At 64.1% G+C, this 21,977-nt stretch carries 18 protein-coding genes; 15 read left to right on the forward strand and 3 right to left on the reverse strand.

What is annotated here, in order from left to right; genetic code table 11:
• Positions 1-74: 74 nt before the first annotated feature.
• The 11 genes from ACFELO_RS00455 (at position 75) to ACFELO_RS00505 (ending at position 13,438) form a co-directional block, all read left to right on the forward strand.
• Positions 75-1,274: an alkaline phosphatase D family protein gene (locus ACFELO_RS00455; protein ID WP_440958612.1), complete on the forward strand. Its 1,200-nt coding sequence runs from the start codon at positions 75-77 to the stop codon at positions 1,272-1,274.
• 105 nt (positions 1,275-1,379) lie between these two features.
• Positions 1,380-1,922 carry a hypothetical protein gene (locus ACFELO_RS00460; RefSeq protein WP_440958613.1) on the forward strand — a complete coding sequence of 181 codons (543 nt, stop codon included), beginning with the start codon at positions 1,380-1,382 and terminating at the stop codon, positions 1,920-1,922.
• A gap of 77 nt (positions 1,923-1,999) precedes the next feature.
• Positions 2,000-3,244 (forward strand): MFS transporter, encoded by a 1,245-nt coding sequence (locus ACFELO_RS00465; RefSeq protein WP_440958614.1) that lies wholly within the window; start codon positions 2,000-2,002, stop codon positions 3,242-3,244.
• Entirely contained in the window at positions 3,241-3,576 is a 336-nt protein-coding gene (locus tag ACFELO_RS00470) for a hypothetical protein (protein WP_440958615.1), read from the forward strand. Before ACFELO_RS00465 ends, ACFELO_RS00470 begins: the two co-directional genes overlap by 4 nt.
• Positions 3,577-3,700: 124 nt before the next feature.
• Positions 3,701-4,897, forward strand: a complete 1,197-nt coding sequence (gene sucC / locus ACFELO_RS00475; RefSeq protein ID WP_440958616.1) for an ADP-forming succinate--CoA ligase subunit beta — start codon at positions 3,701-3,703, stop codon at positions 4,895-4,897.
• 3 nt (positions 4,898-4,900) lie between these two features.
• Positions 4,901-5,809: a succinate--CoA ligase subunit alpha gene (gene sucD, locus ACFELO_RS00480; protein ID WP_009802210.1), complete on the forward strand. Its 909-nt coding sequence runs from the start codon at positions 4,901-4,903 to the stop codon at positions 5,807-5,809.
• A 279-nt stretch (positions 5,810-6,088) separates the two neighbouring features.
• Positions 6,089-9,079, forward strand: coding sequence for a 2-oxoglutarate dehydrogenase E1 component (locus ACFELO_RS00485; RefSeq protein ID WP_440958617.1), 2,991 nt, complete (start codon positions 6,089-6,091; stop codon positions 9,077-9,079).
• A 41-nt stretch (positions 9,080-9,120) separates the two neighbouring features.
• Positions 9,121-10,623, forward strand: a complete 1,503-nt coding sequence (odhB, locus tag ACFELO_RS00490) for a 2-oxoglutarate dehydrogenase complex dihydrolipoyllysine-residue succinyltransferase (protein WP_440958618.1) — start codon at positions 9,121-9,123, stop codon at positions 10,621-10,623.
• Between the two features lie 120 nt (positions 10,624-10,743).
• Positions 10,744-11,199 (forward strand): hypothetical protein, encoded by a 456-nt coding sequence (locus tag ACFELO_RS00495; protein WP_440958619.1) that lies wholly within the window; start codon positions 10,744-10,746, stop codon positions 11,197-11,199.
• Positions 11,200-11,353: 154 nt separating this feature from the next.
• On the forward strand, positions 11,354-12,757 hold the full coding sequence (gene lpdA, locus ACFELO_RS00500; protein WP_440958620.1) for a dihydrolipoyl dehydrogenase: 1,404 nt from the start codon (positions 11,354-11,356) through the stop codon (positions 12,755-12,757).
• Between the two features lie 111 nt (positions 12,758-12,868).
• A complete protein-coding gene (locus ACFELO_RS00505) occupies positions 12,869-13,438 on the forward strand; it encodes a GNAT family N-acetyltransferase (RefSeq protein ID WP_440958621.1) in 570 nt (189 codons plus the stop codon).
• On the opposite strand, the gene ACFELO_RS00510 is transcribed toward ACFELO_RS00505, so the two are convergent.
• Together ACFELO_RS00510 and ACFELO_RS00515 are read right to left on the reverse strand one after the other, a co-directional pair.
• Entirely contained in the window at positions 13,435-14,376 is a 942-nt protein-coding gene (locus ACFELO_RS00510; RefSeq protein ID WP_440958622.1) for a tyrosine recombinase XerC, read from the reverse strand. The two genes, ACFELO_RS00505 and ACFELO_RS00510, sit on opposite strands and share 4 nt — an antisense overlap.
• Positions 14,361-15,026, reverse strand: a complete 666-nt coding sequence (locus tag ACFELO_RS00515) for a DUF484 family protein (protein ID WP_440958623.1) — start codon at positions 15,024-15,026, stop codon at positions 14,361-14,363. The genes ACFELO_RS00510 and ACFELO_RS00515 overlap by 16 nt, the downstream gene beginning before the upstream one ends.
• Positions 15,027-15,141: 115 nt before the next feature.
• Here ACFELO_RS00515 and ACFELO_RS00520 point away from each other — a divergent pair, with 115 nt between their 5' ends.
• Positions 15,142-17,334 carry a primosomal protein N' gene (locus ACFELO_RS00520; protein WP_440958624.1) on the forward strand — a complete coding sequence of 731 codons (2,193 nt, stop codon included), beginning with the start codon at positions 15,142-15,144 and terminating at the stop codon, positions 17,332-17,334.
• Here the strand turns inward: ACFELO_RS00520 and ACFELO_RS00525 are convergent.
• A complete protein-coding gene (locus ACFELO_RS00525) occupies positions 17,331-18,542 on the reverse strand; it encodes an aspartyl protease family protein (RefSeq protein ID WP_440958625.1) in 1,212 nt (403 codons plus the stop codon). The two genes, ACFELO_RS00520 and ACFELO_RS00525, sit on opposite strands and share 4 nt — an antisense overlap.
• A gap of 370 nt (positions 18,543-18,912) precedes the next feature.
• Here ACFELO_RS00525 and ACFELO_RS00530 point away from each other — a divergent pair, with 370 nt between their 5' ends.
• From ACFELO_RS00530 to ACFELO_RS00540, 3 genes are all read left to right on the forward strand, one after another.
• On the forward strand, positions 18,913-19,473 hold the full coding sequence (locus ACFELO_RS00530; RefSeq protein ID WP_440958626.1) for a F0F1 ATP synthase subunit delta: 561 nt from the start codon (positions 18,913-18,915) through the stop codon (positions 19,471-19,473).
• Between the two features lie 3 nt (positions 19,474-19,476).
• Entirely contained in the window at positions 19,477-21,006 is a 1,530-nt protein-coding gene (atpA, locus tag ACFELO_RS00535; protein WP_440958627.1) for a F0F1 ATP synthase subunit alpha, read from the forward strand.
• An 86-nt stretch (positions 21,007-21,092) separates the two neighbouring features.
• Positions 21,093-21,977 (forward strand): F0F1 ATP synthase subunit gamma, encoded by an 885-nt coding sequence (locus ACFELO_RS00540; protein ID WP_440958628.1) that lies wholly within the window; start codon positions 21,093-21,095, stop codon positions 21,975-21,977.

Raw genomic sequence — 21,977 nt, forward strand, 5'->3', positions numbered from 1 at the left:
CTGACGCAGGTCCGCGCTACACCTGCCCTGACCGCACGCGCTGGGCCGCGGATTGCACCGGACAGGGGATAGAGATGACGTCAACCTGGATGAAACTCACGCTGGGCGCTGGCCTGTTCGCGCTTGCCGCCTGCTCCGAGCCGGTGCCTGCTGACGCCACCGAGCCGGTGATCGCGCCCAGCCTCGTGGCTTCAGGTGCGCCGCGGACCCCGGTCGAGGCGCTGGCGCCGTATTACGCCCAGCTTGAGTATGTCGCCCCGGTCGCTCCAGAAGGTCCGGCCCTGCCGGGAACGGATGCGGTGCTCACCTCGATCGCGTTCGGATCGTGCAACACCGCGCAGCGCGAAATCCCCATTCTCGCGACCATCGCGGCGGAATCCCATGACCTGTTCATGTATGTGGGCGACAATGTCTATGGCGATGCGCGCTCCTATAACGCCGACCTGCCCGAGCTGCGCGAGAATTACGCGGCGCTCGCCGCACGTCCCGAATTTCGCCTGCTGCGGTCGGCCCTGCCCATGCTGGCGACCTGGGATGACCATGATTACGGCATGAATGATCTGGGGCGGGATTTCCCGTTCAAAGGCTTTTCCGAGCAGCTCTTTCTCGATTTCTGGCGCGCGCCCGAGGATGATGCGCGTCGCCAGCGTGAAGGCATTTACGACGCGCAGGTCTTTGGCCCCGAGGGGCGGCGCGTGCAGATCATCATGCTCGACACCCGCTATTTCCGCTCTGACCTGACCCCCACGGACGAGCAGGGTGCAGCCGGACGCGAGCGCTACATCCCCAGCACCAATCCCGATCAGGACATGCTGGGCGCGGCGCAATGGGCCTGGCTGGCCGATCAGCTGGCGGAGCCGGCCGATCTGCGTCTGATCGTGTCTTCCATTCAGGTGCTGGCGGATGGCCATGGCTGGGAAGCCTGGCGGACCATGCCGCTGGAGCGTGACCGCCTGTTCCGCCTGATCAATGAGGCGGGTGCAGAAGGCGTGGTGTTCGTTTCCGGCGATCGTCACTCTGCAGGCCTTTATCGCCGTGATGATGTGGCGAGCTATCCGCTCTACGAGATCACCTCTTCGGCGCTGAACATGGCGAGCAACCGGGAGAACACCGAGGCCGGACCGAACCGTCTGGGGTCCATGTACAGCCCGGAGAATTACGGCGTTATCGGCATCGACTGGGATCAGGGCCGTCTGAATCTCGAGATCCGGGACATGGAGGGCGATGCGGTGCGTCGCGAAAGCATCAGCCTGTCCGCCATTGGCGCGCTCTGACGCCGTGTCTCGCAGGTCACGCCTCGCAGGCGTCGTGCGCGCCGTTTCGTGCGCGTGATTGCCTGAAGGGGCAGCCTGCGGGCAGGATGGTTGCGGGGGGACGCCATGAAGGACGCGAGTCAGTTTGAACGCCTGTTTCTGGGCGCGGGAGACGCCGCAGGGCCCGGCGCTGGCGCTGCGCCGCCGGTTCCGGTCGAAGCGTCATCGGCGGGGCCGCGCGCCAACCTGTTTGATGCGGTGCTGGGGCTTGCGGTTCGCGCCGTGCTGATCGTGCAGATGTGGAGCTGGTCGCGGGCGAACGCCGCGCTGGTGGATGATCCGCTCAGCTGGCGCTCCTGGGTGACGCCGACGGACGGCCTTGAGACGGCGGCCCGGATCTGGACCATGGGGCAGGTGGATGCGGGTTTCGCCGCTGTGCTGCTCCTGACTGCGGCTACGCTCGCCAGCCTCAGCCTGGCGGCGGGCGTCCTGACCCGCCTGACCGGCATCGCCATTCTTCTGGGCGCACTCTGGCATATTCTGTTCATTCTGCCGGAAGCCTTCACCTCGACGGTGGCGTATCTGGCGCTGGGGTTGTATCTCATCCTGCGCGGCGCCGGGCCGTTATCGCTGGACTGGGCGCTTGCACGTCTGGCGCGCCTGGCCTGACCGTACGGCTTGCCTTGCGCACGCCCACATGATGACCTTGACGCCTCTCGCGCCGACCCAGACTGCAAAGGCCGCCCATGCTGATTTATCGCAATGTCGCCATGGTGATGGTCGCAACCCTGTTTCTGCAGGCCGCGATGGGCGCGCTCGGCGTGGCTCTGCCGCTGGCGATGAGCGGCGCGGGCTGGGGCCGTCCGGCCATCGGCGCCGTCATCGCCGCCTTTGGCGCCGGTTTCGCGCTCGGGGCCTGGCTGTCGCCGGGCATGATCCGCTCGGTGGGTCATATCCGGGCTTATGCGGGCTATGCGGGCGGTGCTGCGGCCCTGACCCTGATGTTGTCGCTGGGCGATCACTTCCTGTGGTGGCTGATCACCCGGTTCGGGTTTGGCATGTGCGCCGCCGGCCTGTTCGCGGTGGCGGAAAGCTGGATTGCGGACGCCACCCCCAGCGAGCGCCGGGGCGCCGTCATCTCGGTCTATCAGATCATCGGGCGCGCCGGCCTGATTGCAGGCCCCTTCCTGATTGCGCTGCCCGGTTTTGATGCGCGCGACGGCTTCATCATGGCGGGCGCCGCCATGGCGCTGGCGCTGACCCCGATCGTTTTCACCCGCCGCGCCCAGCCCAGCCTGCCCACCGGTGAGACTGTGCCGATCACGCGCCTGTTCTCAATCGCGCCCGCAGCGGCGGCGGCGGCGTTCACCGCCGGTCTGCTCAATTCAGGCGTGCTCGGCTTCATGCCGATCTGGGCAGGATCGCTGGATCCGCTGAACGCGGCGGGCGGCGCGGCGCTTCTGATGGCGGTGATCTATCTGGGCTCGATGGTGACCCAATGGCCCGCCGGGATGATCTCTGACCGCATGGACCGGCGTCTGGTGATCGCCGCCCTGTCGATCATGAGCGGCTGTTTTGCGCTGATCCTCGTGGTGATGCCGAACCCGGACCTGTTCATGGCGGCGGTGCTTGTTGGCTTCTGGGGCGCTGCCAGCCTGGCGTATTATTCCGTCGCTGTGGCGCATGCCGCAGACCGCTCGCGGGTGGAAGAACTGCCCGCCATCGCTTCGGGCATGCTTCTGGTCTGGGCCGCAGGCTCAACGCTGGGCCCGATCGTGGCCGGCGTCGCCTATTCGGGACCTCTGGGCCCGCGCGGCCTGTTTTTATTCGCAGCGATCGTGAGCTGCGTTCTGGCCGCGGGCATGCTGTGGCGTCGCCGCGCCCGCAAGCCGGTCAGCGAGGGTGAGCGCCAGCCCTTCGTCAACCTGCAGGCCACCTCCGCCGAGCTCGCCGAGATCGAAGCGCCCGAAGAGGAGCTCGACCGGGCATGATGATGGCGCTGGTCATCGCTTTGCCTGCGCTGGCCGGAGCGCTGGCGGCCTTCGCCCTGCGTCGCAAGCTGGCCTCGCTGGGCTTCATGACCTGGCTGGGCTGGATGATGATCGGCATGGGCGCCCCGGTGCTGCTGGGCCAGATCGTCGCGCTGGGGCTGACAGAGACGGCGGCGTCCCTTGCGGAAGGCTGTGAGCTGAACGGTCCGGACGCCTGCAGAAACGCCGGTCTTTTCCTCGTCTTGCCTCTGGCGGCGGGCCTTTGCGCGGGCCTGGGATGGGCCGCAGGTGCGTTGAGTGCGCGCTTCGCTAAGGCAAAAGACACGATCTAGGTCTAAAGATAGGGGAATGCCGCGTTGCGCCTGACCGCTCGGGTGCTATAACGCCGCCTGTCCGCCTAGGTGCGGGTGTTTCTCGCCCGCATCCCCCTCAGCTCTGTGCGAGAGATATTGCTCCATGAACATTCACGAGCACCAGGCGAAAGCCCTGTTGAAATCCTACGGCGCTCCGGTCGCCGAAGGCATCGCCGTGTTTTCCGTCGAAGAGGCTTCCAAAGCCGCTGACCAGCTTCCCGGCCCGCTCTGGGTTGTGAAGTCCCAGATCCATGCCGGCGGCCGCGGCAAGGGCAAGTTCAAGGAACTGCCCGCTGACGCCAAGGGCGGCGTGCGCCTCGCTTTCACCAAGGAAGACGTTGCGAAAAACGCCAAGGAAATGCTCGGCAACACGCTGGTCACCCACCAGACCGGCCCTGATGGCAAACAGGTCAACCGCCTGTACATCGAAGACGGCGCGGATATCGAATCCGAGCTGTATCTCTCCCTGCTGGTGAACCGCGAAACCGGCCAGGTGGCCTTCGTGGTCTCCACCGAAGGCGGCATGGATATCGAACAGGTGGCCGAAGAGACCCCTGAGAAGATCCTGACCGTGAACATCGACCCGACCACGGGCGTGACCGGGGACGATGCGTCCAAGATCGCTGCAGCGCTGGAGCTTGAAGGTCAGGCGCGCGACGACATGCTGTCGCTGGCGCCGATCCTGTACAAGGCGTTCACCGAGAAGGATATGAGCCTTCTGGAGATCAACCCGCTGATCGTGATGGAAAACGGTCGTCTGCGCGTTCTGGACGCCAAGGTGTCCTTTGACGGCAACGCCCTGTTCCGCCACGACGACATCCGCGAGCTGCGCGACCTCACCGAAGAAGACGAGAAAGAGATCGAGGCGTCCAAATACGACCTCGCCTATATCGCGCTCGACGGTGACATTGGTTGCATGGTGAACGGTGCGGGCCTGGCCATGGCGACCATGGACATCATCAAGCTGTACGGCGCCGAACCGGCCAACTTCCTCGATGTGGGCGGCGGCGCTTCGAAAGAGAAAGTGACCGCAGCGTTCAAGATCATCACGGCCGATCCGAACGTCAAAGGCATCCTCGTGAACATCTTCGGCGGCATCATGCGCTGCGACGTCATCGCCGAAGGCGTGGTTGCGGCAGTGAAGGAAGTCGGCCTGAAGGTTCCGCTGGTGGTGCGCCTTGAAGGCACCAATGTGGACCTGGGCAAGAAGATCCTCAACGAAAGTGGTCTCGACATCACCTCCGCTGACGATCTCGATGACGCCGCGAAGAAAATCACCGCTGCTGTGAAGAAGGCCTAAGCCATGTCAGTTCTCGTCAACAAAGACACCAAAGTCATCGTTCAGGGCTTGACCGGCAAGACCGGCACCTTCCACACCGAACAGGCGCTGAACTATTACGGCACCAAGATGGTCGCCGGCGTGCACCCCAAAAAGGGCGGCGAAAGCTGGACCTCGGGTCTGGACGGCTCCGCGACCCTGCCGATCTACGCCACTGTGGGCGACGCCAAGGAAGCCACCGGCGCCACCGCGTCCGTGATCTATGTGCCGCCGGCCGGCGCTGGCGCGGCCATCATCGAAGCCATTGATGCGGGCATCGAGCTGATCACCTGCATCACCGAAGGCATTCCGGTGATGGACATGGTCAAGGTGAAAGCCCGCCTCGAGAAGTCCAACTCGCGCCTTCTGGGCCCGAACTGCCCCGGCGTTCTGACGCCTGAAGAATGCAAGATCGGCATCATGCCGGGCTCCATCTTCAAGAAGGGCTCTGTCGGCGTCGTGTCGCGCTCTGGCACCCTGACCTATGAAGCGGTGTTCCAGACCTCCAATGCGGGCCTGGGCCAGACCACGGCTGTCGGCATCGGCGGCGACCCGGTCAAGGGCACCGAGTTCATCGACGTGCTGGAGATGTTCCTGGCGGACGACGAAACCAAGTCGATCATCATGATCGGCGAGATCGGCGGCTCTGCTGAAGAAGACGCGGCCCAGTTCCTCAAGGACGAAGCCAAGAAAGGCCGCAAGAAGCCGATGGTCGGCTTCATCGCGGGCCGCACCGCGCCTCCGGGCCGCACCATGGGCCATGCCGGCGCCATCGTGTCCGGCGGCAAGGGCGGTGCTGAAGACAAGATCGAGGCCATGAAGGCGGCGGGCATCGTCGTCTCCGACAGCCCGGCGCGTCTGGGCGACACCCTGGTCGAGGTCCTCAAGGGCTAGGACTTCGGTCGCTTGAAAAGACAGACCCCCGCCTGGTGATCCGGGCGGGGGTTTTTCTTGGCCCCTAGCCGAAAGTCGCATCCATGCACCCGATTGACGGGTGTATGGGGACGTCTGAACCCCGTAGAAGTCCGGATTGCAGTAAAATCGGCGCGCTTTTACCGATTTGCGGCGCTTCGGTCTTCTATTTCTTAACTAACAGGCATAAATGTCGGGTCAAACCATATGCGCGCGTCCGAGAGGGTGCGTGTTCCCCTTAGATGCCGATTGAATGGCGCCATGGCTGACGAACGCTCCCCCCAAAATCAGACTTTCCTGGACACTTCGTTCCTGTTTGGCGGCAACGCCGTCTATCTTGAGCAAATGGCGGCGAACTACGCTGCGGATCCGGCCTCGGTTCCCGCAAGCTGGCGCGCCTTCTTTGAAGAGGTGGGGGACGCCCCTGCCGAGGCCAGCCAATCCGCCAAGGGCCCCTCGTGGAAACGCAAGGACTGGCCGCGTCCGGCGAATGGCGAGCTGGTGCGCGCGCTTGGTGATATCGAAAGCGCGACCATGGCGCTGCCCGATGCAGTTGCCCAGCACAAGGGAAAGGCCGCCTCGGCGGAAGACGTGCACAAGGCGGTCAAGGATTCCATCGCCGCGATCATGCTGATCCGCGCCTACCGCATGCGCGGGCACCTGGCGGCCGATCTTGATCCGCTCAAGCTCACCAGCTTCGGCGAGCAGCCCGAGCTTGCCCCGTCAAGCTACGGCTTCGGGGCCGAGGATCTGGATCGCGAGATTTTCATCAACGGCTATCTGGGTCTTGAGACGGCGACTGTTCGCCAGATGCTCGACATCCTCAAGCGCACCTATTGCTCCACCTTCGGCGTGGAATTCCAGCACATCTCCAACCCCGAAGAGAAAGCCTGGCTGCAAGAGCGCATCGAGGGTCCGGACAAGGAAATCGCCTTCTCCAAGGAAGGCAAGATCGCCATCCTCAAGAAGATCATCGAGACCCAGGCGTTCGAGAACTTCCTGCACAAGCGCTATCCGGGCACCAAGCGCTTCGGCATTGATGGCGGCGAGAGCCTGATCCCGGCGCTGGAACAGATCATCAAGCGCGGCGGCGCGCTGGGGGTGAAGGACATCATCCTGGGCATGCCGCACCGCGGTCGTCTGAACGTGCTCGCGGCGGTGATGGGCAAGCCCTATCACGTGATTTTCCATGAATTCCAGGGCGGCGACACGATCGGTCAGATCGATTACGCCTCGGGTGACGTGAAATACCACCTTGGCTCCTCGTCCGACCGCGAGTTTGACGGTAACAGCGTGCACCTGTCGCTGACCGCCAACCCCTCCCACCTTGAGGCCGTGAACCCGGTGGTGCTGGGCAAGGCCCGCGCCAAGCAGACCCAGTTCCGTCGTCAGGACGGCGATGAGTCCGATTATGTGGGCAAGGTCCTGCCGCTGCTGCTGCACGGTGATGCGGCCTTCGCCGGTCAGGGCGTTGTGGCCGAGTGCTTTGGCCTGTCCGGCCTGCGCGGTCACCGAACCGGCGGCGCCATCCACTTTGTGGTCAACAACCAGATCGGCTTCACCACCGATCCCAAGGACAGCCGCTCATCGCCCTATCCGTCCGACGTGGCGCTGATGGTGCAGGCGCCGATCTTCCACGTGAATGGGGATGATCCCGAAGCCGTGACCTTCGCCACGAAAGTCGCTGCGGAATACCGCCAGCGCTTTGGCAAGGACGTGGTCGTGGACATGTTCTGCTACCGTCGTTACGGCCACAATGAAGGCGATGATCCGAGCTTCACCCAGCCGATCATGTACAAGACGATCGCCGACCATCCCACGACGCTGGACCAGTATGGCCAGCGCCTGATCAAGGAAGGCGTCACCACCCAGAAAGAGATCGACGGCTGGGTCGAAGGCTTTGCGCAGTTCCTCGATGACGAGTTCGAAAAGGCCAAATCCTACAGCCCGAACCGCTCTGACTGGCTTGATGGCGTCTGGCAGGGTCTGGGCCTGCCCGAAGAGGATGATCGCCGCGGCCAGACGGCTGTCGAAACGAGCGTCCTGAAAGACATCGCCGACAAGATGACGACGATTCCCGAGGGTATCGCCGTCCACAAGACCCTGAACCGCGTCATCTCAAACCGCCGCAAGGCCGTGCTGGACGACGAGAACGGCATTGACTGGGCGACGGCGGAGCATCTGGCGTTCGGCTCGTTGCTCAAAGAGGGCTTCCCGGTGCGCCTGTCCGGTCAGGACTGCGGCCGCGGCACCTTCTCCCAGCGACATTCGCATGTGATCGATCAGAACACGGAAGACCGCTACACCCCGCTGAACCATCTGGGCGGTGATCAGGCGCGCTATGAAGTCATCGACTCCATGCTGTCTGAGGAAGCGGTGCTGGGCTATGAGTACGGCTACACGTTGTCTGCGCCCAACACGCTGGTGATGTGGGAAGCCCAGTTCGGTGACTTCACCAACGGCGCCCAGGTCATCATCGACCAGTTCATTTCCTCGTCCGAGCGCAAATGGCTGCGGATGTCGGGCCTGGTGATGCTGCTGCCGCACGGCTATGAAGGTCAGGGCCCGGAGCACTCCTCCGCCCGCCTCGAGCGCTATCTGCAGCAATGCGCCGAAGACAATATGCAGGTCGCCAACTGCTCGACCCCGGCGAACTATTTCCACATCCTGCGTCGCCAGATCCATCGCGGCTTCCGCAAGCCGCTGATCCTGATGACGCCGAAATCCCTGCTGCGTCACAAGCGTTGCATCAGCCCGCTGGCGGAGTTCTCCGAAGGCTCCAGCTTCCACCGCGTGCTGTGGGATGATGCGGACATGAAGGTGCGCGAGGGTCGCTCTGACGTGGCCACCGGCCGCGCCGAAATTCCGCTGACCTCTGACGACAAGATCCGCCGCGTCGTCCTGTGCTCGGGTAAGGTCTATTACGATCTGCTCGAAGCCCGTGAAGAGCGTAAGATCGACGACGTCTATCTGCTGCGCGTGGAGCAGTTCTATCCGTTCCCGGCCAAATCGGTGATTGACGAGCTCAAGCGCTTCAAGAACGCCGATGTGGTCTGGTGTCAGGAAGAGCCCAAGAATATGGGCGCCTGGAGCTTTGTGGAGCCGTATCTGGAATTCTGTCTCGAGAAATCCGATACCAGGAGCGCCCGCGCCCGCTATGCCGGTCGCGCAGCCTCGGCCTCCACGGCGACGGGCCTTCTGTCCAAGCACCAGGCCCAGCAGGCCGCCCTCATTGACGAAGCCCTCTCGTAAGCCTTCGCCCGCACGAAGACCTTTCTAGGAAAGAGCCTAATATGACCGAGATCACCGTCCCCACCCTCGGCGAATCCGTTTCCGAAGCCACTGTCGGCGAATGGCAGGTTTCCGAAGGCGACGCCGTGAAGAAAGACGACATCCTGGTGGAGCTGGAAACCGACAAGGTGTCGGTGGAAGTGCGCGCCGAGGAAGATGGCGTCATCTCCAAGATCGTCGCCCAGGAAGGCGACACCGTGGAAATCGGCGCGACCCTGGCGCAAATGGGTGAAGGCGGCGGCGCGTCCGCACCGGCCAAATCCGAAGCCAAGTCCGAGCCGAAAGCCGAAGCCAAGTCTTCCGGCGGCGGCGAGCTGATCGACGCCAAGGTCCCGGTGATGGGCGAAAGCGTTGCTGAAGGCCAGGTCGGCCAGTGGCTGGTCAAGCCCGGCGAAGCGGTCGAGCAGGATCAGGCGATCCTCGAGATCGAGACCGACAAGGTGGCCGTGGAAGTGCCGTCCCCGGCGGCGGGCGTTCTGGAAGAACAGCTTGTGGCCGAGGGCGACACCGTCACCCCCGATCAGGTGATCGCGAAAATCCGCGCGGGCGCGTCTGCGGCTGCTGCGCCCAAATCTGATGACGCGCCGAAAGCGGCGGCCTCCTCGTCCTCGTCTTCGGGCGACATGAAAGCCATGCCGTCCGCCAACCGCGTCGCGGCAGAAAACAATCTCGACCTCTCCAAGGTCGAAGGCACTGGCAAGGATGGCCGCGTCACCAAGGGTGATGCGCTGAAAGCCGTCCAGTCCGGCGGAACCGCTCCGGCGTCGTCTGCGTCCGCGTCGTCTTCCAAGCCGCGTGAAACCGGCCCGCGCGAAGAGCGCGTGAAGATGACCCGCCTGCGTCAGACCATCGCCCGCCGTCTGAAAGACGCGCAGAACACCGCAGCGATGCTGACCACCTATAACGAAGCGGACATGAGCGCGATCATGGCCCTTCGCAAGGAAATCCAGGACGATTTCGTCGCCAAGCACGGCGTGAAGCTGGGCTTCATGAGCTTCTTCGTGAAAGCCTGCGTCGCGGCGCTGAAAGACGTTCCGGCGGTCAACGCCGAGATCGACGGCACCGACATCATCTACAAGAACTATTACGATATGGGCGTGGCGGTCGGCACCGATCGCGGCCTCGTCGTGCCGGTTGTCCGCGATGCGGACGATCTGTCCCTGGCCGGCGTCGAGAAGTCCATCATGGACCTTGGCAAACGCGCCCGTGACGGCAAGCTCGGCATCGAGGACATGCAGGGCGCGAGCTTCACCATCTCCAATGGCGGCGTCTACGGCTCGCTTCTGTCTTCGCCGATCCTGAACGCGCCGCAATCGGGCATTCTGGGGATGCACAAGATCCAGGAGCGCCCGGTCGCCATCAATGGCGAAGTGAAGATCCGCCCGATGATGTATCTGGCGCTGTCCTACGATCACCGCATCGTGGATGGCAAAGAGGCCGTGACCTTCCTCGTCCGCGTCAAGGAAAGCCTTGAGAACCCGCAGCGCCTGCTGCTCGACATCTAGTCGATCTCAAAGCGTCAAACGATCAACCCCGGCCCGAAACGGCCGGGGTTTTTCTTTGGGCTGGGCGCAGGTCGGGTTTGGGGGCTAGAATGCGACTATAACCTTGGGGGAGGCAGTCTGATGACAGACGAGATTGAAGCGCCGAGCGAACGGCCGAAAACGCCGGTCTGGTTCTGGATTGTGGGCGTTGTCGCGCTGATCTGGAACAGCTTCGGGGCCATGGATTACACGCTTACCCAGATGGGCAATGAGGCGTATCTGGCCGCTTTCACCGAAGAGCAGCTGGCCTTCTATCTGGGATTTCCGCTCTGGTATGAAGCGGTCTGGGCCATCGCGGTCTGGAGCGCGGTGTTGGGCAGCGTCGCCTTGCTGATCCGGACGAAATACGCCGCGCCACTCTTTCTGGTATCCATCGCCTCATACATCATAAGCGCCGCCTACCTTTACGGTCTGACCTCAGCCTATGAGCTGATGAACGGGATCGGCGGGGTAATTTTCTCGGTCGTGATCTTCCTGAGCCTCGTTGCGTTCTGGTGGGTGGCGGACCGGGGTGTGAAGACGGGGATCCTGCGGTAACGGGCTTGAAAGCCTTCGCAACTACACCGACCTGTAAATGCATGGCCGCTCTGCGTCCTTAGCCGCATTGACGCGGGCAAGGGCGGGTATAGGGTGCGGCTAACCCCTCCTTGGCGCGCCGGTGCGGCGCGCGTTTACCGATGACGGTGTACCCATGGCAGATCAATATGATGTGGTGATTATCGGCGGCGGCCCCGGCGGCTATAACTGCGCCATTCGCGCAGGCCAGCTTGGGCTGAAGACGGCGTGTATCGAAACGCGCAAGACGCTGGGCGGCACCTGCCTGAATGTGGGCTGCATCCCGTCCAAGGCGATGCTGCACGCCTCCGAGCTTTATGAGGAAGCGCGCAAGAACTTCTCCAGCCTGGGCATCGAGGTCGGCAAGCTGTCGCTCAATCTCGACAAGATGCTGGGCCAGAAGGACGAGGCCGTGGACGGCCTGACCAAGGGCATCGAATTCCTGTTCAAGAAGAACAAGGTCGACCATATCCGCGGCAAGGGCCGCATCGCCGGCAAGGGCAAGGTGATCGTCACCGACGCGGACGGCAAGGAAACCGAGCTTTCCGCCAAGAACATCGTCATCGCGACCGGGTCCGAAGTCACCCCGCTGCCGGGCGTGGAGATCGATGAGGACCGCGTGGTCTCTTCCACGGGCGCTCTGGAGCTCAAGGAAGTTCCGAAAAAGCTGACCGTGATCGGCGCGGGCGTCATTGGTCTGGAGCTGGGTTCGGTCTGGCGTCGTCTGGGCGCTGAGGTGACCGTTGTGGAATTCCTCGACCGCGCCCTTCCGGGCATGGATGGCGAGGTCTCGAAACAGGCCAAGCGTCTGTTTGAGAAGCAGGGTATCAAGTTCAAGCTCTCCACCAAGGTGACGGGCGTTGAAAAGCTCAAGACCAAGCTGAAAGTCACCACCGAAGCCGCCAAGGGCGGTGATGAAGAGGTGCTGGACGCCGATATCGTTCTGGTCTGCATCGGCCGCCGTCCGTACACAGATGGTTTGGGCCTCGAGACGGTCGGGATTGAGGCCGACAAGCGCGGCATGATCGCCAATGACCACTTCAAGACGTCCGCTGAGGGCGTGTGGGTGGTCGGCGATGTGACCTCGGGTCCGATGCTGGCGCACAAGGCCGAGGATGAAGGCACGGCAGTCGCCGAGCTGATCGCGGGCAAGGCCGGTCACGTCAATTACGATGTGATCCCGAACGTCGTGTATACTTACCCTGAGATCGCCTCGGTCGGTCAGACTGAAGAGCAGCTCAAGGATCAGGGCCGCAAGTACAAGTCCGGCGCCTTCCCGTTCATGGCGAACTCGCGCGGGCGCACCAACCACACCACGGACGGTTTCGTGAAAATCCTCGCGGACGCCGAGACCGACGAAATCCTGGGCGCCCATATCGTGGGCCCGAATGCGGGCGAGCTGATCGCCGAGCTGGCGGTGGCCATGGAATTCCGTGCGGCGTCTGAAGACATCGCCCGCACCTGTCACGCCCACCCGACCCTGTCCGAAGCTGTCCGTCAGGCGGCCATGGGGGTCGAGGGCTGGACCATGCAAATGTAAGCCGTCCCAGACTTTATCCGGGTGCGTTTGGGACTATGTCACGAAAATGTCTGACGACATTTGTGTGGCGGTGCGCCATAACGCGCCCGGACAGTCTCGGGAGGCTTGTCGATGAATACATCAGCGCAGACAGATGACCGCACGCCCCTTGAGGTTCAGGGAGCGCGCCTGCGGCTTGTCGCCATTACGTCCGAGCTGGCCCGGCTGCAGGTCGAGGACCGGCCCGCCTTCTTCAAGGCGCTCGGGGCCGAACGCGAATCAGCCTGGCCGCCCGTGGCCGATGACGAACCCAAACTTGCTGAAAAACTCGAAATCCTCAACCGCGCCCCCGAAGAAGCGGGCTGGCGCGGCTGGGTGTTCCTGATGGGCTGGACGCCGGATGGGCTCGATCGCGCCGTGGGCGTGGGCGGCTTTCACGGACCGGCTGATCCGGACGGCGTGGTCGAGATCGGCTACGCCATGCAACCCAGCTTCCGCGAACAGGGTCTCGCCACCGAAGCGGTGGAAGGCCTGGTCGGCTGGGCGTTCAGCCATGTGGAGGTGCGCAAGGTCTGCGCGCGCACCCTGCCGCATCTGACGGCCTCGATCCGGGTGCTGGAAAAGACCGGTTTCACCTTCATTCGCGAAGAGACAGACGAGAGCGGGGAAACCGTCCGTCTGTATGAACGCAAACGCGCCTAGCGCTTGCGTGCGCGCGGATGGGTGGCGGCGTGGATCGCCATCAACCGGCTCTGCTCGATATCGGCATAGATCTGGGTGGTGCTGAGCGAGGCATGGCCCAGCAAGTCCTGGATCGCCCGCAAATCCCCGCCATGGGCCAGAAGATGGGTCGCAAAGGCATGGCGCAAGGCGTGCGGCGTGGCGGTCGAGGGCAGGCCCAGCCGGCTTCTGAGAGTTTGCATCGCGCTTTGCATGGCGCGCGCCTGTAACGGCCCGCCACGGCTGGCGCGGAACAAGGGCTCATCGCGTTCGATCTGATAGGGGCAGGCGTCCACATAGGCGCTCACAGCCTGACGCACGGCGGGCAGAACCGGCACGATCCGGGTCTTGCCGCCCTTGCCGGTCACACGCAGCACGTCGGGCAGGGGATGGTCGCGCCCTGTCAGGGCCAGCGCTTCTGATATCCGCAAACCGCAGCCATAAAGAAGGCTCAGCACCGCCGCATCCCGTGCGCCGATCCAGGGCTCCTTCGCGCCGGATTGAGCTTCTTTCAGCAAGGACTTCGCCGCGCTCTCGCTGACTGGGCGCGGCTGGCGGCGTTGGGCCTTGGGCGATTCCACAAGGCCGAGTGCAGGATTGTCGAGCCCCCACCGCCTGCGGCCATAGCTGAAGAAGGTGCGCGCGGCCGACAGGCCCCGCTGCAGGGTGCGCGGTCCCACGCCATCGCGGCGGCGATCGGCCAGCCAGGCGCGCCAGTCCGCGCTGGACAGGTTTGAGAGCGATTTCAGCGACAGCCGCCCGCCCAGATGCCCGGTCAGGAATTCAAACAGGCCCGACAGATCCCGGTCATAAGCCTCGACCGTGCGCGGGCTCAGCCGCCGCTCACCCTCAAGATGGCTCAGGAAAGCCGACAGCGCCTGTTCAGCGCTCAGGGACGGCTCGGCTAGCTGCGCAGCCATGGCGCGATCCGGCGTTCAAGCGCCCGGGCGAGGAAGTGAATGAGGTCCGCGCCCTGATCGGCGGTGAAGGCGCGGGCGTCGCGGCTGGCCAAGCATAGCATGCCCGGATGCCCGCCAATTTCCATGCGCGCAATGGCTTCAGAGCGCAGATTGGGGCCGAGCGGGCCATAGAGCGCATCCGCGAAGCGACCGTTCACAAGGCCAAGGCGCTCACTGTCATCATCCAGCAGCGCATTGGTCAGCTCGGGCGAACAACCCAGAATGGCGCTGGCGTCTTTCAACGGGGAATGACCCTCAAGGAACACCCGCACGGCGTCCACGCTCAGCGCCCCGGCGACGCGGCTGGCGAGCTTGTGGTCGAGCGCGGCGAGGTCTTCGGCTTCCAGAATGGCGAGCACGGCGGCATGGGTCTGCGCCTGGGCGGCCATATTGGCCTTGGCCAGCGCGATCAGCGCATCATTGGTGGCGCGGACCTTGCGCAGGTCCTTTTCGAGCTTTTTCTGTCGGCGTTGGGCGAGGTCCACCACGCTGCCGCCGCTATCCGCATCGCGCACCAGCGCCATCAGGTCCGGATCCTCGGTGATCACTTCAGGGCGCTCGCGCAACACGGCGCGCAGGGATTCAAGGTCCAGCGTTTCCAGGGCGGTCATTGATCGAACTCCATGCCAACCTGATCTACCTGCCAGACCCGGCTTGTGAATGCGTTAACCCTGAGTCGTTCGTCCTGCCCTTTGTTACACTGACGCAGAATCAAACCGCTTCAGGATGTCCTTTGTCGTGAGCGAACCCGCTTCAACTCCGCAACGCGCTTCGGTCCTGTTTCCGATGCCCTTGCCCGAACCGTTTGACTATGCGGTTCCTGAAGGCGTGCGCGTGAAGCCGGGCGATCATGTGCTCGCGCCGCTGGGCAAGCGCAGCGCGCCGGGCGTGGTCTGGGCGGTGGGGCCGGATGATGGCTCTCGCAAACTCAAGACGCTGGATGATGTGCGGGGTGGCCCGCCTTTGAGCGAGCCCATGCGCGAGTTTGTGGACTGGGCGGCGCGCTATCTGGTGGAGCCGCCGGGCGTGGTGCTGCGGGCGGTGCTTCGAAGCCCCGGCGCGCTCAAACCCTCGCCCACTGAAACGCTCTACCACCCCTCCGGGAAGATCCTTGCGCGGCTCACCCCGGCGCGTCGGGCTGTGCTTGAGGCCGCTCAGCAAGGTCCGGCCAGCGCCGCCGAACTGGCGCGGCGGGCGGGCGTGTCGGCTTCGGTCGTGAAGGGGTTGGCGGATGCCGGCGGTCTGCGCGCCGAGGAGGCGCCGGTCGATCCGCCGTTCGAGACGCCCGACCCGTATCGTGAGGGCGTTGAGCTGAACGCCGTGCAGACCGAGGCCGCCGCGACCTTGCGGCGTCTTGTGGCGGCGGGCGGATTTCAGGCGGCGCTGCTGGATGGCGTCACCGGCTCGGGCAAGACGGAAGTCTATTTCGAAGCCATCGCCGAGCTGATGCGGCGCGAGCCCGAAGCGCAGATCCTGGTGCTCTTGCCCGAGATCGCGCTGACGCAGGCCGTAACCAGGCGCTTCAGGGACCGGTTCGGCGTGGAGCCCGCGCTGTGGCATTCCGGGCTTGCGGACAAGGATCGCCGCCGCACCTGGCGCGAGGTCGCGTCAGGCCGGGCGAAGATCGTGGCGGGGGCGCGCTCCTCGATCTTCCTGCCCTTCACCAATCTGCGCGGCATCGTGGTCGATGAAGAGCATGACCCGACCTACAAGCAGGATGAAAACCTCACCTATAACGCCCGAGATCTGGCTGTGGCGCGCGCCAAGCTTCAGGGCGCAGTGTGCATTCTCGCCAGCGCCACGCCATCGCTTGAAAGCCTCGTGAACGCCGAGGCCGGGCGCTATGTGCATGTGGTGCTGCCCAGCCGCGCGGGCGGGGCGGTGCTGCCCGATATCGAGCTTCTGGACTTGCGCGACAGCCCGCCCGAGAAGGGCGAATGGTTGTCCCCGCCCTTGCACAGGGCGGTGGCGGAGACGTTGGCGCGCGGTGAGCAAGCCATGCTCTATCTCAACCGGCGCGGCTTTGCGCCGCTGGTGCTGTGCAAGGCCTGCGGGCACAAGATGAAAAGCCCTGAAGCCGACCGCTGGCTGGTCGAGCATCGCTATACCGGGCGGCTCGTGTGCCATGTGACCGGCTTTTCCATGCCCAAACCCAAACACTGCCCTGAATGCGGCGAGGCTGATTCGCTGATCGGGGTGGGGCCGGGCGTCGAGCGAGTCGCCGAAGAGGCCCGCCAGCGTTTTCCGGACGCGCGGGTGGAGGTGTTCTCGTCGGACACCGCCCAGACCGGCGAGGATGTGCGCTCCATCGTCCAGCGCATGGAAGACGGCGAGATCGATATTCTGGTGGGCACACAGATCGCCGCCAAGGGCCACAACTTCCCCCATCTGACGCTGGTGGGCGTGGTGGACGCCGATCTCGGCCTTGCGGGCGGGGATCTGCGCGCGGGTGAGCGCACCTATCAGACCCTGGTGCAGGCGGCGGGGCGGGCCGGACGGGCGGATCGGCCGGGCCGGGCGATCCTTCAGACCTGGAACCCTGAACACGAAGCCCTGCAGGCGCTGGCGAACGGGGATCGGGACGCCTTTCTGGCCGCTGAACGCAGCATGCGAGAGATTCTTGGCCTGCCGCCCTTTGGCCGCCTGGCCGCGCTGATCGTGTCTGGTCCGGATCCGGCGCAGCTCGATGAGGCTTGCCTTGCCATCGCCCGCGCCGCGCCCGTGTCAGAAGGCGTGCAGGTCTTTGGTCCCGCCGAAGCGCCTTTGGGCGTGGTGCGCGGGCGCTGGCGGCGGCGCTTTCTGGTTCAGGCGCCGCGCAATGTGGATGTGTCGGCGTTCATGCGCGCCTGGATGGGCCGCATCAAACCGCCCTCAGCGGTCCGGGTGGTGCTTGATATCGAGCCCTATTCCTTCCTCTAGCGCTCCGGGCTGATCGTGACCGTATGGGTTTCGCCATCACGCCAGATCGTCAGGGTCCGAACAGAGTGCGCGTCCAGCTCATCCGCCAGCCAGTGCGCGGTCTCGCATCGCGCGTCGAGCGGCTGGGTCGGCAGCTGGCGTCCATCCACATACAAGACCGCATCGCCAACCTGCAGACCGGCCCGCGCCGCCGGAGTATCCTCATAAAGCCGGACCAGCTCGGCATGGTCGCCGACAAGGCCGATGGAGAAATCAGGCGGCGGGCTGGCGGCGAGCGGCGTGGCCAGCGGGCTCAGCGCGATCCGGCCGCCCGGATAATCAAGCGTCACCACATGGGTGTTCAGAAGACCGGCGCCGAACAGGGTCGGGGGGATGGGGCGCAGATCGCTGTACAGGCGGGGCAGAGCAGTCTCGCCCAGCGTGACCGCATCGAGCCGGGCGCGGGTCAGCGGTTGAGGTTCAGACCAGCCGCCCGCTGATTCCCCCGCGCGACCTGTGCCGGTTTGCACGCTGCCGCGAACGATCCGTCTTTGAACTGTCGGCATGTCAGCGGCGCGCTCGAACAGGGCCAGGTCGCCGCCAAAGCCTGTGTCAAAGAGCGCCTTGTCGCTCATCTCGCCAATGGCGTAGTCGATGATGGGCATGTGCGGATAGCCGAAATCATGAAGCGCGCTCTCGGGGCCCTCGGGCAGGGCGGAAAGCGCGTCGGCGTTAGCGGCGATGGTCAGGGTTTGGCGAGACAGGTCCAGGCGCCAGGCGCTGCCCGTGAGAATCTCCGAGCCGATCACCCCGCCCCGCATGAAACAGGCGCCCTGGTCCAGGGTTGAGAAGTCAAAGACCATCACCGGCACATCGTGGAACACCACATCACCGAGCCGGATCGTCTCGACGACCGCGATGTCCATCACCAGCTCCGCGCCATGGGCGTCCCGTCCTGTATTCTGGCCGATAATGTCCAGCTCAAGCGTCTCGGCGAGGGCGCGCGACAGGATGGTGGGCGAACCCGTGTCGAAAATGAAATCGCCGCTTTGACCGTTCACGTGCGCTGGGATGAAGATCTTCCGCAGCCGCCAGTCGAACGCCAGCGTACTGACAGGCGCATCCCGTTCGATGCGAATCTCCTGCTGGAACACCGATTGAGGCGCAGGGGCCTGATCGAGGCTGGCGATCAGTGTGAGCGCGAGAGCGCTGAGCGGAAAAGCGGGCATGGCGTCTGTCCTTGAAACACCCGGTTGCAGAGTGTGCGTGACGCTAGCGGAGGGTTTGAGCCAGGTCCCATGAATTCGAGTTCATAAAGTTTTACTTTAATTTTCGAAGTCGGTTCAGGAGCCGCCAAACAGGGCGTTGACTGAAGAAACCGGACCGCGGGAGAGGATCGGGACGCAGAAGGAGGTTATTTCGCGCACTCCCCGGTGTTGCCGGGGGCGCACCCCTGTGCTAGTTCGGCGCCGGGCTGTGAGACACACGCGGCGGTAACCCTAGTGTGTCTTGCAAGAAGCCAAGTTCCTTCAAGCGTTTGGGCAATGCCGCACAGGTGGGGTCTGAACGCGCATCACGAGAAGAAAGCGGCGCAGAACGGTGACCACCGTCGATAATGCGATCATGAGCGAGGCCGGCGAGCGCTATGCGCGCGCCTTGTTCGACCTGGCCGAAGAGGCGGGCGCGGCAGAGGCTGTCGAGAAGGACGTGGACGCGCTGGGCGCGGTGCTCGCGGACTCCGGCGATCTGCGCGAGGCGCTGACCAGCCCGCTGTACGGCGCGGCTGAGAAATCAGCTGTGCTCTCTGCTCTGGCTGAAAAGCTGGGCGCCCAGGACCTGACCAAGAAATTCATCGCTGTTGCGGCCCATAACGGCCGCTCGGGCGATATCAAAGACATGCTGCGCGCCTTCAAGGTGCTGGCGGCGCTCAAGCGCGGGGCGACTTCGGCTGAAGTCACCACGGCGGACGAGCTCACCGCAACGCAGCTGAAAGAGCTGACCGCGGCATTGAAAACCGCATTGGGCCAGGATGTGGATATCCGTACGCAAGTGCGGCCCGACATCCTCGGCGGACTGATCGTGAAGGTCGGTTCGCGCATGTTTGACTCCTCCCTCCGCACAAAGCTGGAGGGGCTGCGCAACACGATGAAAGAGGCGTAGGCCATGGATATCCGGGCGGCGGAAATCTCCGCGATCCTGAAAGAGCAGATCAAGAACTTTGGCGCAGAGGCTGACGTTTCCGACGTTGGTCAGGTGCTGAGCGTGGGCGACGGCATCGCTCGTGTTTACGGTCTTGACGAAGTGCAAGCCGGCGAACTCGTGGAGTTCCCGGGCGGCGTGAAGGGCATGGCCCTGAACCTCGAGCGCGACAATGTCGGCTGCGTGATCTTCGGCGACGACCGGGGCATCAAGGAAGGCGACACCGTCAAGCGTCTGGGCTCCATCGTGGACGCCCCGGTCGGCAAAGGCCTTCTGGGCCGCGTCGTGAACGCGCTGGGCGAGCCGATTGACGGCAAGGGCCCGATCGACGCCGCCGAGCGTCGCGTCGTGGACGTGAAAGCGCCGGGCATCCTGCCGCGTAAATCCGTGCACGAGCCGATGGCGACCGGCATCAAGGCGATCGACTCCATGATCCCTGTCGGCCGTGGCCAGCGTGAGCTGATCATCGGTGACCGCCAGACCGGCAAGACCGCCATCGCCATCGACACCATCCTCAACCAGAAACAACTGAACGAGGGTGATGACGAGAGCCAGAAGCTGTACTGCGTCTACGTCGTGGTCGGCCAGAAGCGCTCCACCGTGGCCCAGGTCGTCAAGACGCTCGAGGAAAACGGCGCGATGGAATACTCCATCGTTGTGGCCGCGACCGCGTCTGACCCCGCTCCGATGCAATTCCTGGCGCCCTTCACCGGCTGCGCCATGGGCGAATACTTCCGCGACAACGGCATGCACGGCCTGATCATCTATGATGACCTGTCCAAGCAAGCCGTGGCTTACCGCCAGATGTCGCTTCTGCTGCGCCGCCCGCCGGGACGTGAAGCCTATCCGGGCGACGTGTTCTACCTGCACTCCCGCCTGCTGGAACGCGCTGCAAAACTGAACGAGACCCATGGTTCGGGCTCGCTGACGGCTCTGCCGATCATCGAAACCCAGGCCAACGACGTGTCGGCCTACATTCCGACCAACGTGATCTCGATCACCGACGGCCAGATCTTCCTGGAAACCGACCTGTTCTACCAGGGCATCCGCCCGGCTGTGAACGTGGGTCTGTCGGTGTCCCGCGTGGGTTCTGCGGCTCAGACCAAGGCGACCAAGACCGCCGCTGGCAAGATCAAGGGCGAACTGGCCCAGTATCGCGAAATGGCGGCCTTCGCCCAGTTCGGTTCCGATCTGGACGCGGCCACCCAGAAGCTGCTGTCGCGTGGCGCGCGCCTGACCGAGCTGCTCAAGCAGCCGCAGTTCAGCCCGCTCTCCATGGAAGAGCAGGTCTGCGTGATGTACGCCGGTACGCGCGGTTATCTGGACAAGATCGAAGTGGCTGCGATCGGTCGCTATGAAGAAGAGCTTCTGCGTCACCTGCACGCCGAGAAAGCCGATCTTCTGGCCGCGATCCGCGACACCAAGAAACTGTCTGATGAGTCCGAAGCGGCGCTGAAAGCGACGCTGGAGACCTTCACGGCGAACTTCGCATAAGGACGGGCGCGCGAAAGCGCGCCCAACCTCCTCGTTCTGGAGGGGCTTGCCCCGACAGGATCAAGCGGTTGGGCTGAGGACGACAAATGGCCAGCCTTAAAGAGCTGAAAAACCGGATCAACTCGGTCGAATCGACCAAGAAGATCACCAAGGCGATGCAAATGGTCGCCGCGGCCAAGCTGCGCAAGGCGCAGGAGGCTGCTGAAGCCGCACGCCCGTACGCTGAGCGTATGGCGGCGGTGATGGCCAATCTGTCATCGGCCATGGAAGGCCCGGACGCGCCGCGTCTGCTGGTCGGCACGGGCAAGGACGATGTCCACCTGCTCGTGGTCGCCACCGCAGACCGCGGCCTGTGCGGCGGCTTCAACACCAATATCGCGCGCCTGGCGCGCGAGCGCGTCGCTGCTCTGGTCAGCGCAGGCAAGACCGTCAAGATCCTGACGGTCGGCAAGAAGGGCTATGAAGCCCTCAAGCGCCTGCACAAGGACAAGATCGTGGACACGGTCGAGCTCAAGGACGTCAAGTCCATCGACGGCTCGGTCGCGGCGATGATCGGCGACAAGGTGCGCACCCTGTTCGAGGCGGGCGAGTTTGATGTCTGTGAAGTCATCAGCTCGGAATTCGTCTCGGTGATCAGCCAGAAGCCCCGCGCTCAGGTGCTGATCCCGGCGCGTGACGCCATCGACGAGACCGTCGAGCGTCCCGACCTCAAAGGCGCGATCTACAGCTATGAACCCGATGAGGAGAGCATCCTCGAGGTTCTGCTGCCGCGTTATGTGGATACGGTCATTCTCTCGGCCCTGCTGGAGAACGCTGCCGGTGAAATGGGCGCCAAGATGGCGGCCATGGACTCAGCGACCCGCAATGCCGGCGAGCTGATCGACAAGCTGAATCTGGAATACAACCGCTCCCGCCAGGCGAAAATCACCAAGGAGCTGATCGAGATCATCTCCGGTGCCGAGGCGGTGTAA

This window comes from Oceanicaulis sp. LC35 (genome assembly GCF_052055585.1).
GTDB lineage: Bacteria > Pseudomonadota > Alphaproteobacteria > Caulobacterales > Maricaulaceae > Oceanicaulis.

What these genes read in the sequence shown, in the direction of transcription:
- ACFELO_RS00510 (WP_440958622.1), bottom strand. Translation starts at nt 14,376, where the DNA reads ATGGCTGCGCAGCTAGCCGAGCCGTCCCTGAGCGCTGAACAGGCGCTG.
- ACFELO_RS00525 (WP_440958625.1), bottom strand. Translation starts at nt 18,542, where the DNA reads ATGCCCGCTTTTCCGCTCAGCGCTCTCGCGCTCACACTGATCGCCAGC.
- lpdA (WP_440958620.1), top strand. Translation starts at nt 11,354, where the DNA reads ATGGCAGATCAATATGATGTGGTGATTATCGGCGGCGGCCCCGGCGGC.
- ACFELO_RS00485 (WP_440958617.1), top strand. Translation starts at nt 6,089, where the DNA reads ATGGCTGACGAACGCTCCCCCCAAAATCAGACTTTCCTGGACACTTCG.
- ACFELO_RS00520 (WP_440958624.1), top strand. Translation starts at nt 15,142, where the DNA reads ATGTCCTTTGTCGTGAGCGAACCCGCTTCAACTCCGCAACGCGCTTCG.
- ACFELO_RS00495 (WP_440958619.1), top strand. Translation starts at nt 10,744, where the DNA reads ATGACAGACGAGATTGAAGCGCCGAGCGAACGGCCGAAAACGCCGGTC.
- ACFELO_RS00515 (WP_440958623.1), bottom strand. Translation starts at nt 15,026, where the DNA reads ATGACCGCCCTGGAAACGCTGGACCTTGAATCCCTGCGCGCCGTGTTG.
- sucD (WP_009802210.1), top strand. Translation starts at nt 4,901, where the DNA reads ATGTCAGTTCTCGTCAACAAAGACACCAAAGTCATCGTTCAGGGCTTG.
- atpA (WP_440958627.1), top strand. Translation starts at nt 19,477, where the DNA reads ATGGATATCCGGGCGGCGGAAATCTCCGCGATCCTGAAAGAGCAGATC.
- odhB (WP_440958618.1), top strand. Translation starts at nt 9,121, where the DNA reads ATGACCGAGATCACCGTCCCCACCCTCGGCGAATCCGTTTCCGAAGCC.
- ACFELO_RS00460 (WP_440958613.1), top strand. Translation starts at nt 1,380, where the DNA reads ATGAAGGACGCGAGTCAGTTTGAACGCCTGTTTCTGGGCGCGGGAGAC.
- sucC (WP_440958616.1), top strand. Translation starts at nt 3,701, where the DNA reads ATGAACATTCACGAGCACCAGGCGAAAGCCCTGTTGAAATCCTACGGC.
- ACFELO_RS00465 (WP_440958614.1), top strand. Translation starts at nt 2,000, where the DNA reads ATGCTGATTTATCGCAATGTCGCCATGGTGATGGTCGCAACCCTGTTT.
- ACFELO_RS00455 (WP_440958612.1), top strand. Translation starts at nt 75, where the DNA reads ATGACGTCAACCTGGATGAAACTCACGCTGGGCGCTGGCCTGTTCGCG.
- ACFELO_RS00540 (WP_440958628.1), top strand. Translation starts at nt 21,093, where the DNA reads ATGGCCAGCCTTAAAGAGCTGAAAAACCGGATCAACTCGGTCGAATCG.
- ACFELO_RS00505 (WP_440958621.1), top strand. Translation starts at nt 12,869, where the DNA reads ATGAATACATCAGCGCAGACAGATGACCGCACGCCCCTTGAGGTTCAG.
- ACFELO_RS00470 (WP_440958615.1), top strand. Translation starts at nt 3,241, where the DNA reads ATGATGATGGCGCTGGTCATCGCTTTGCCTGCGCTGGCCGGAGCGCTG.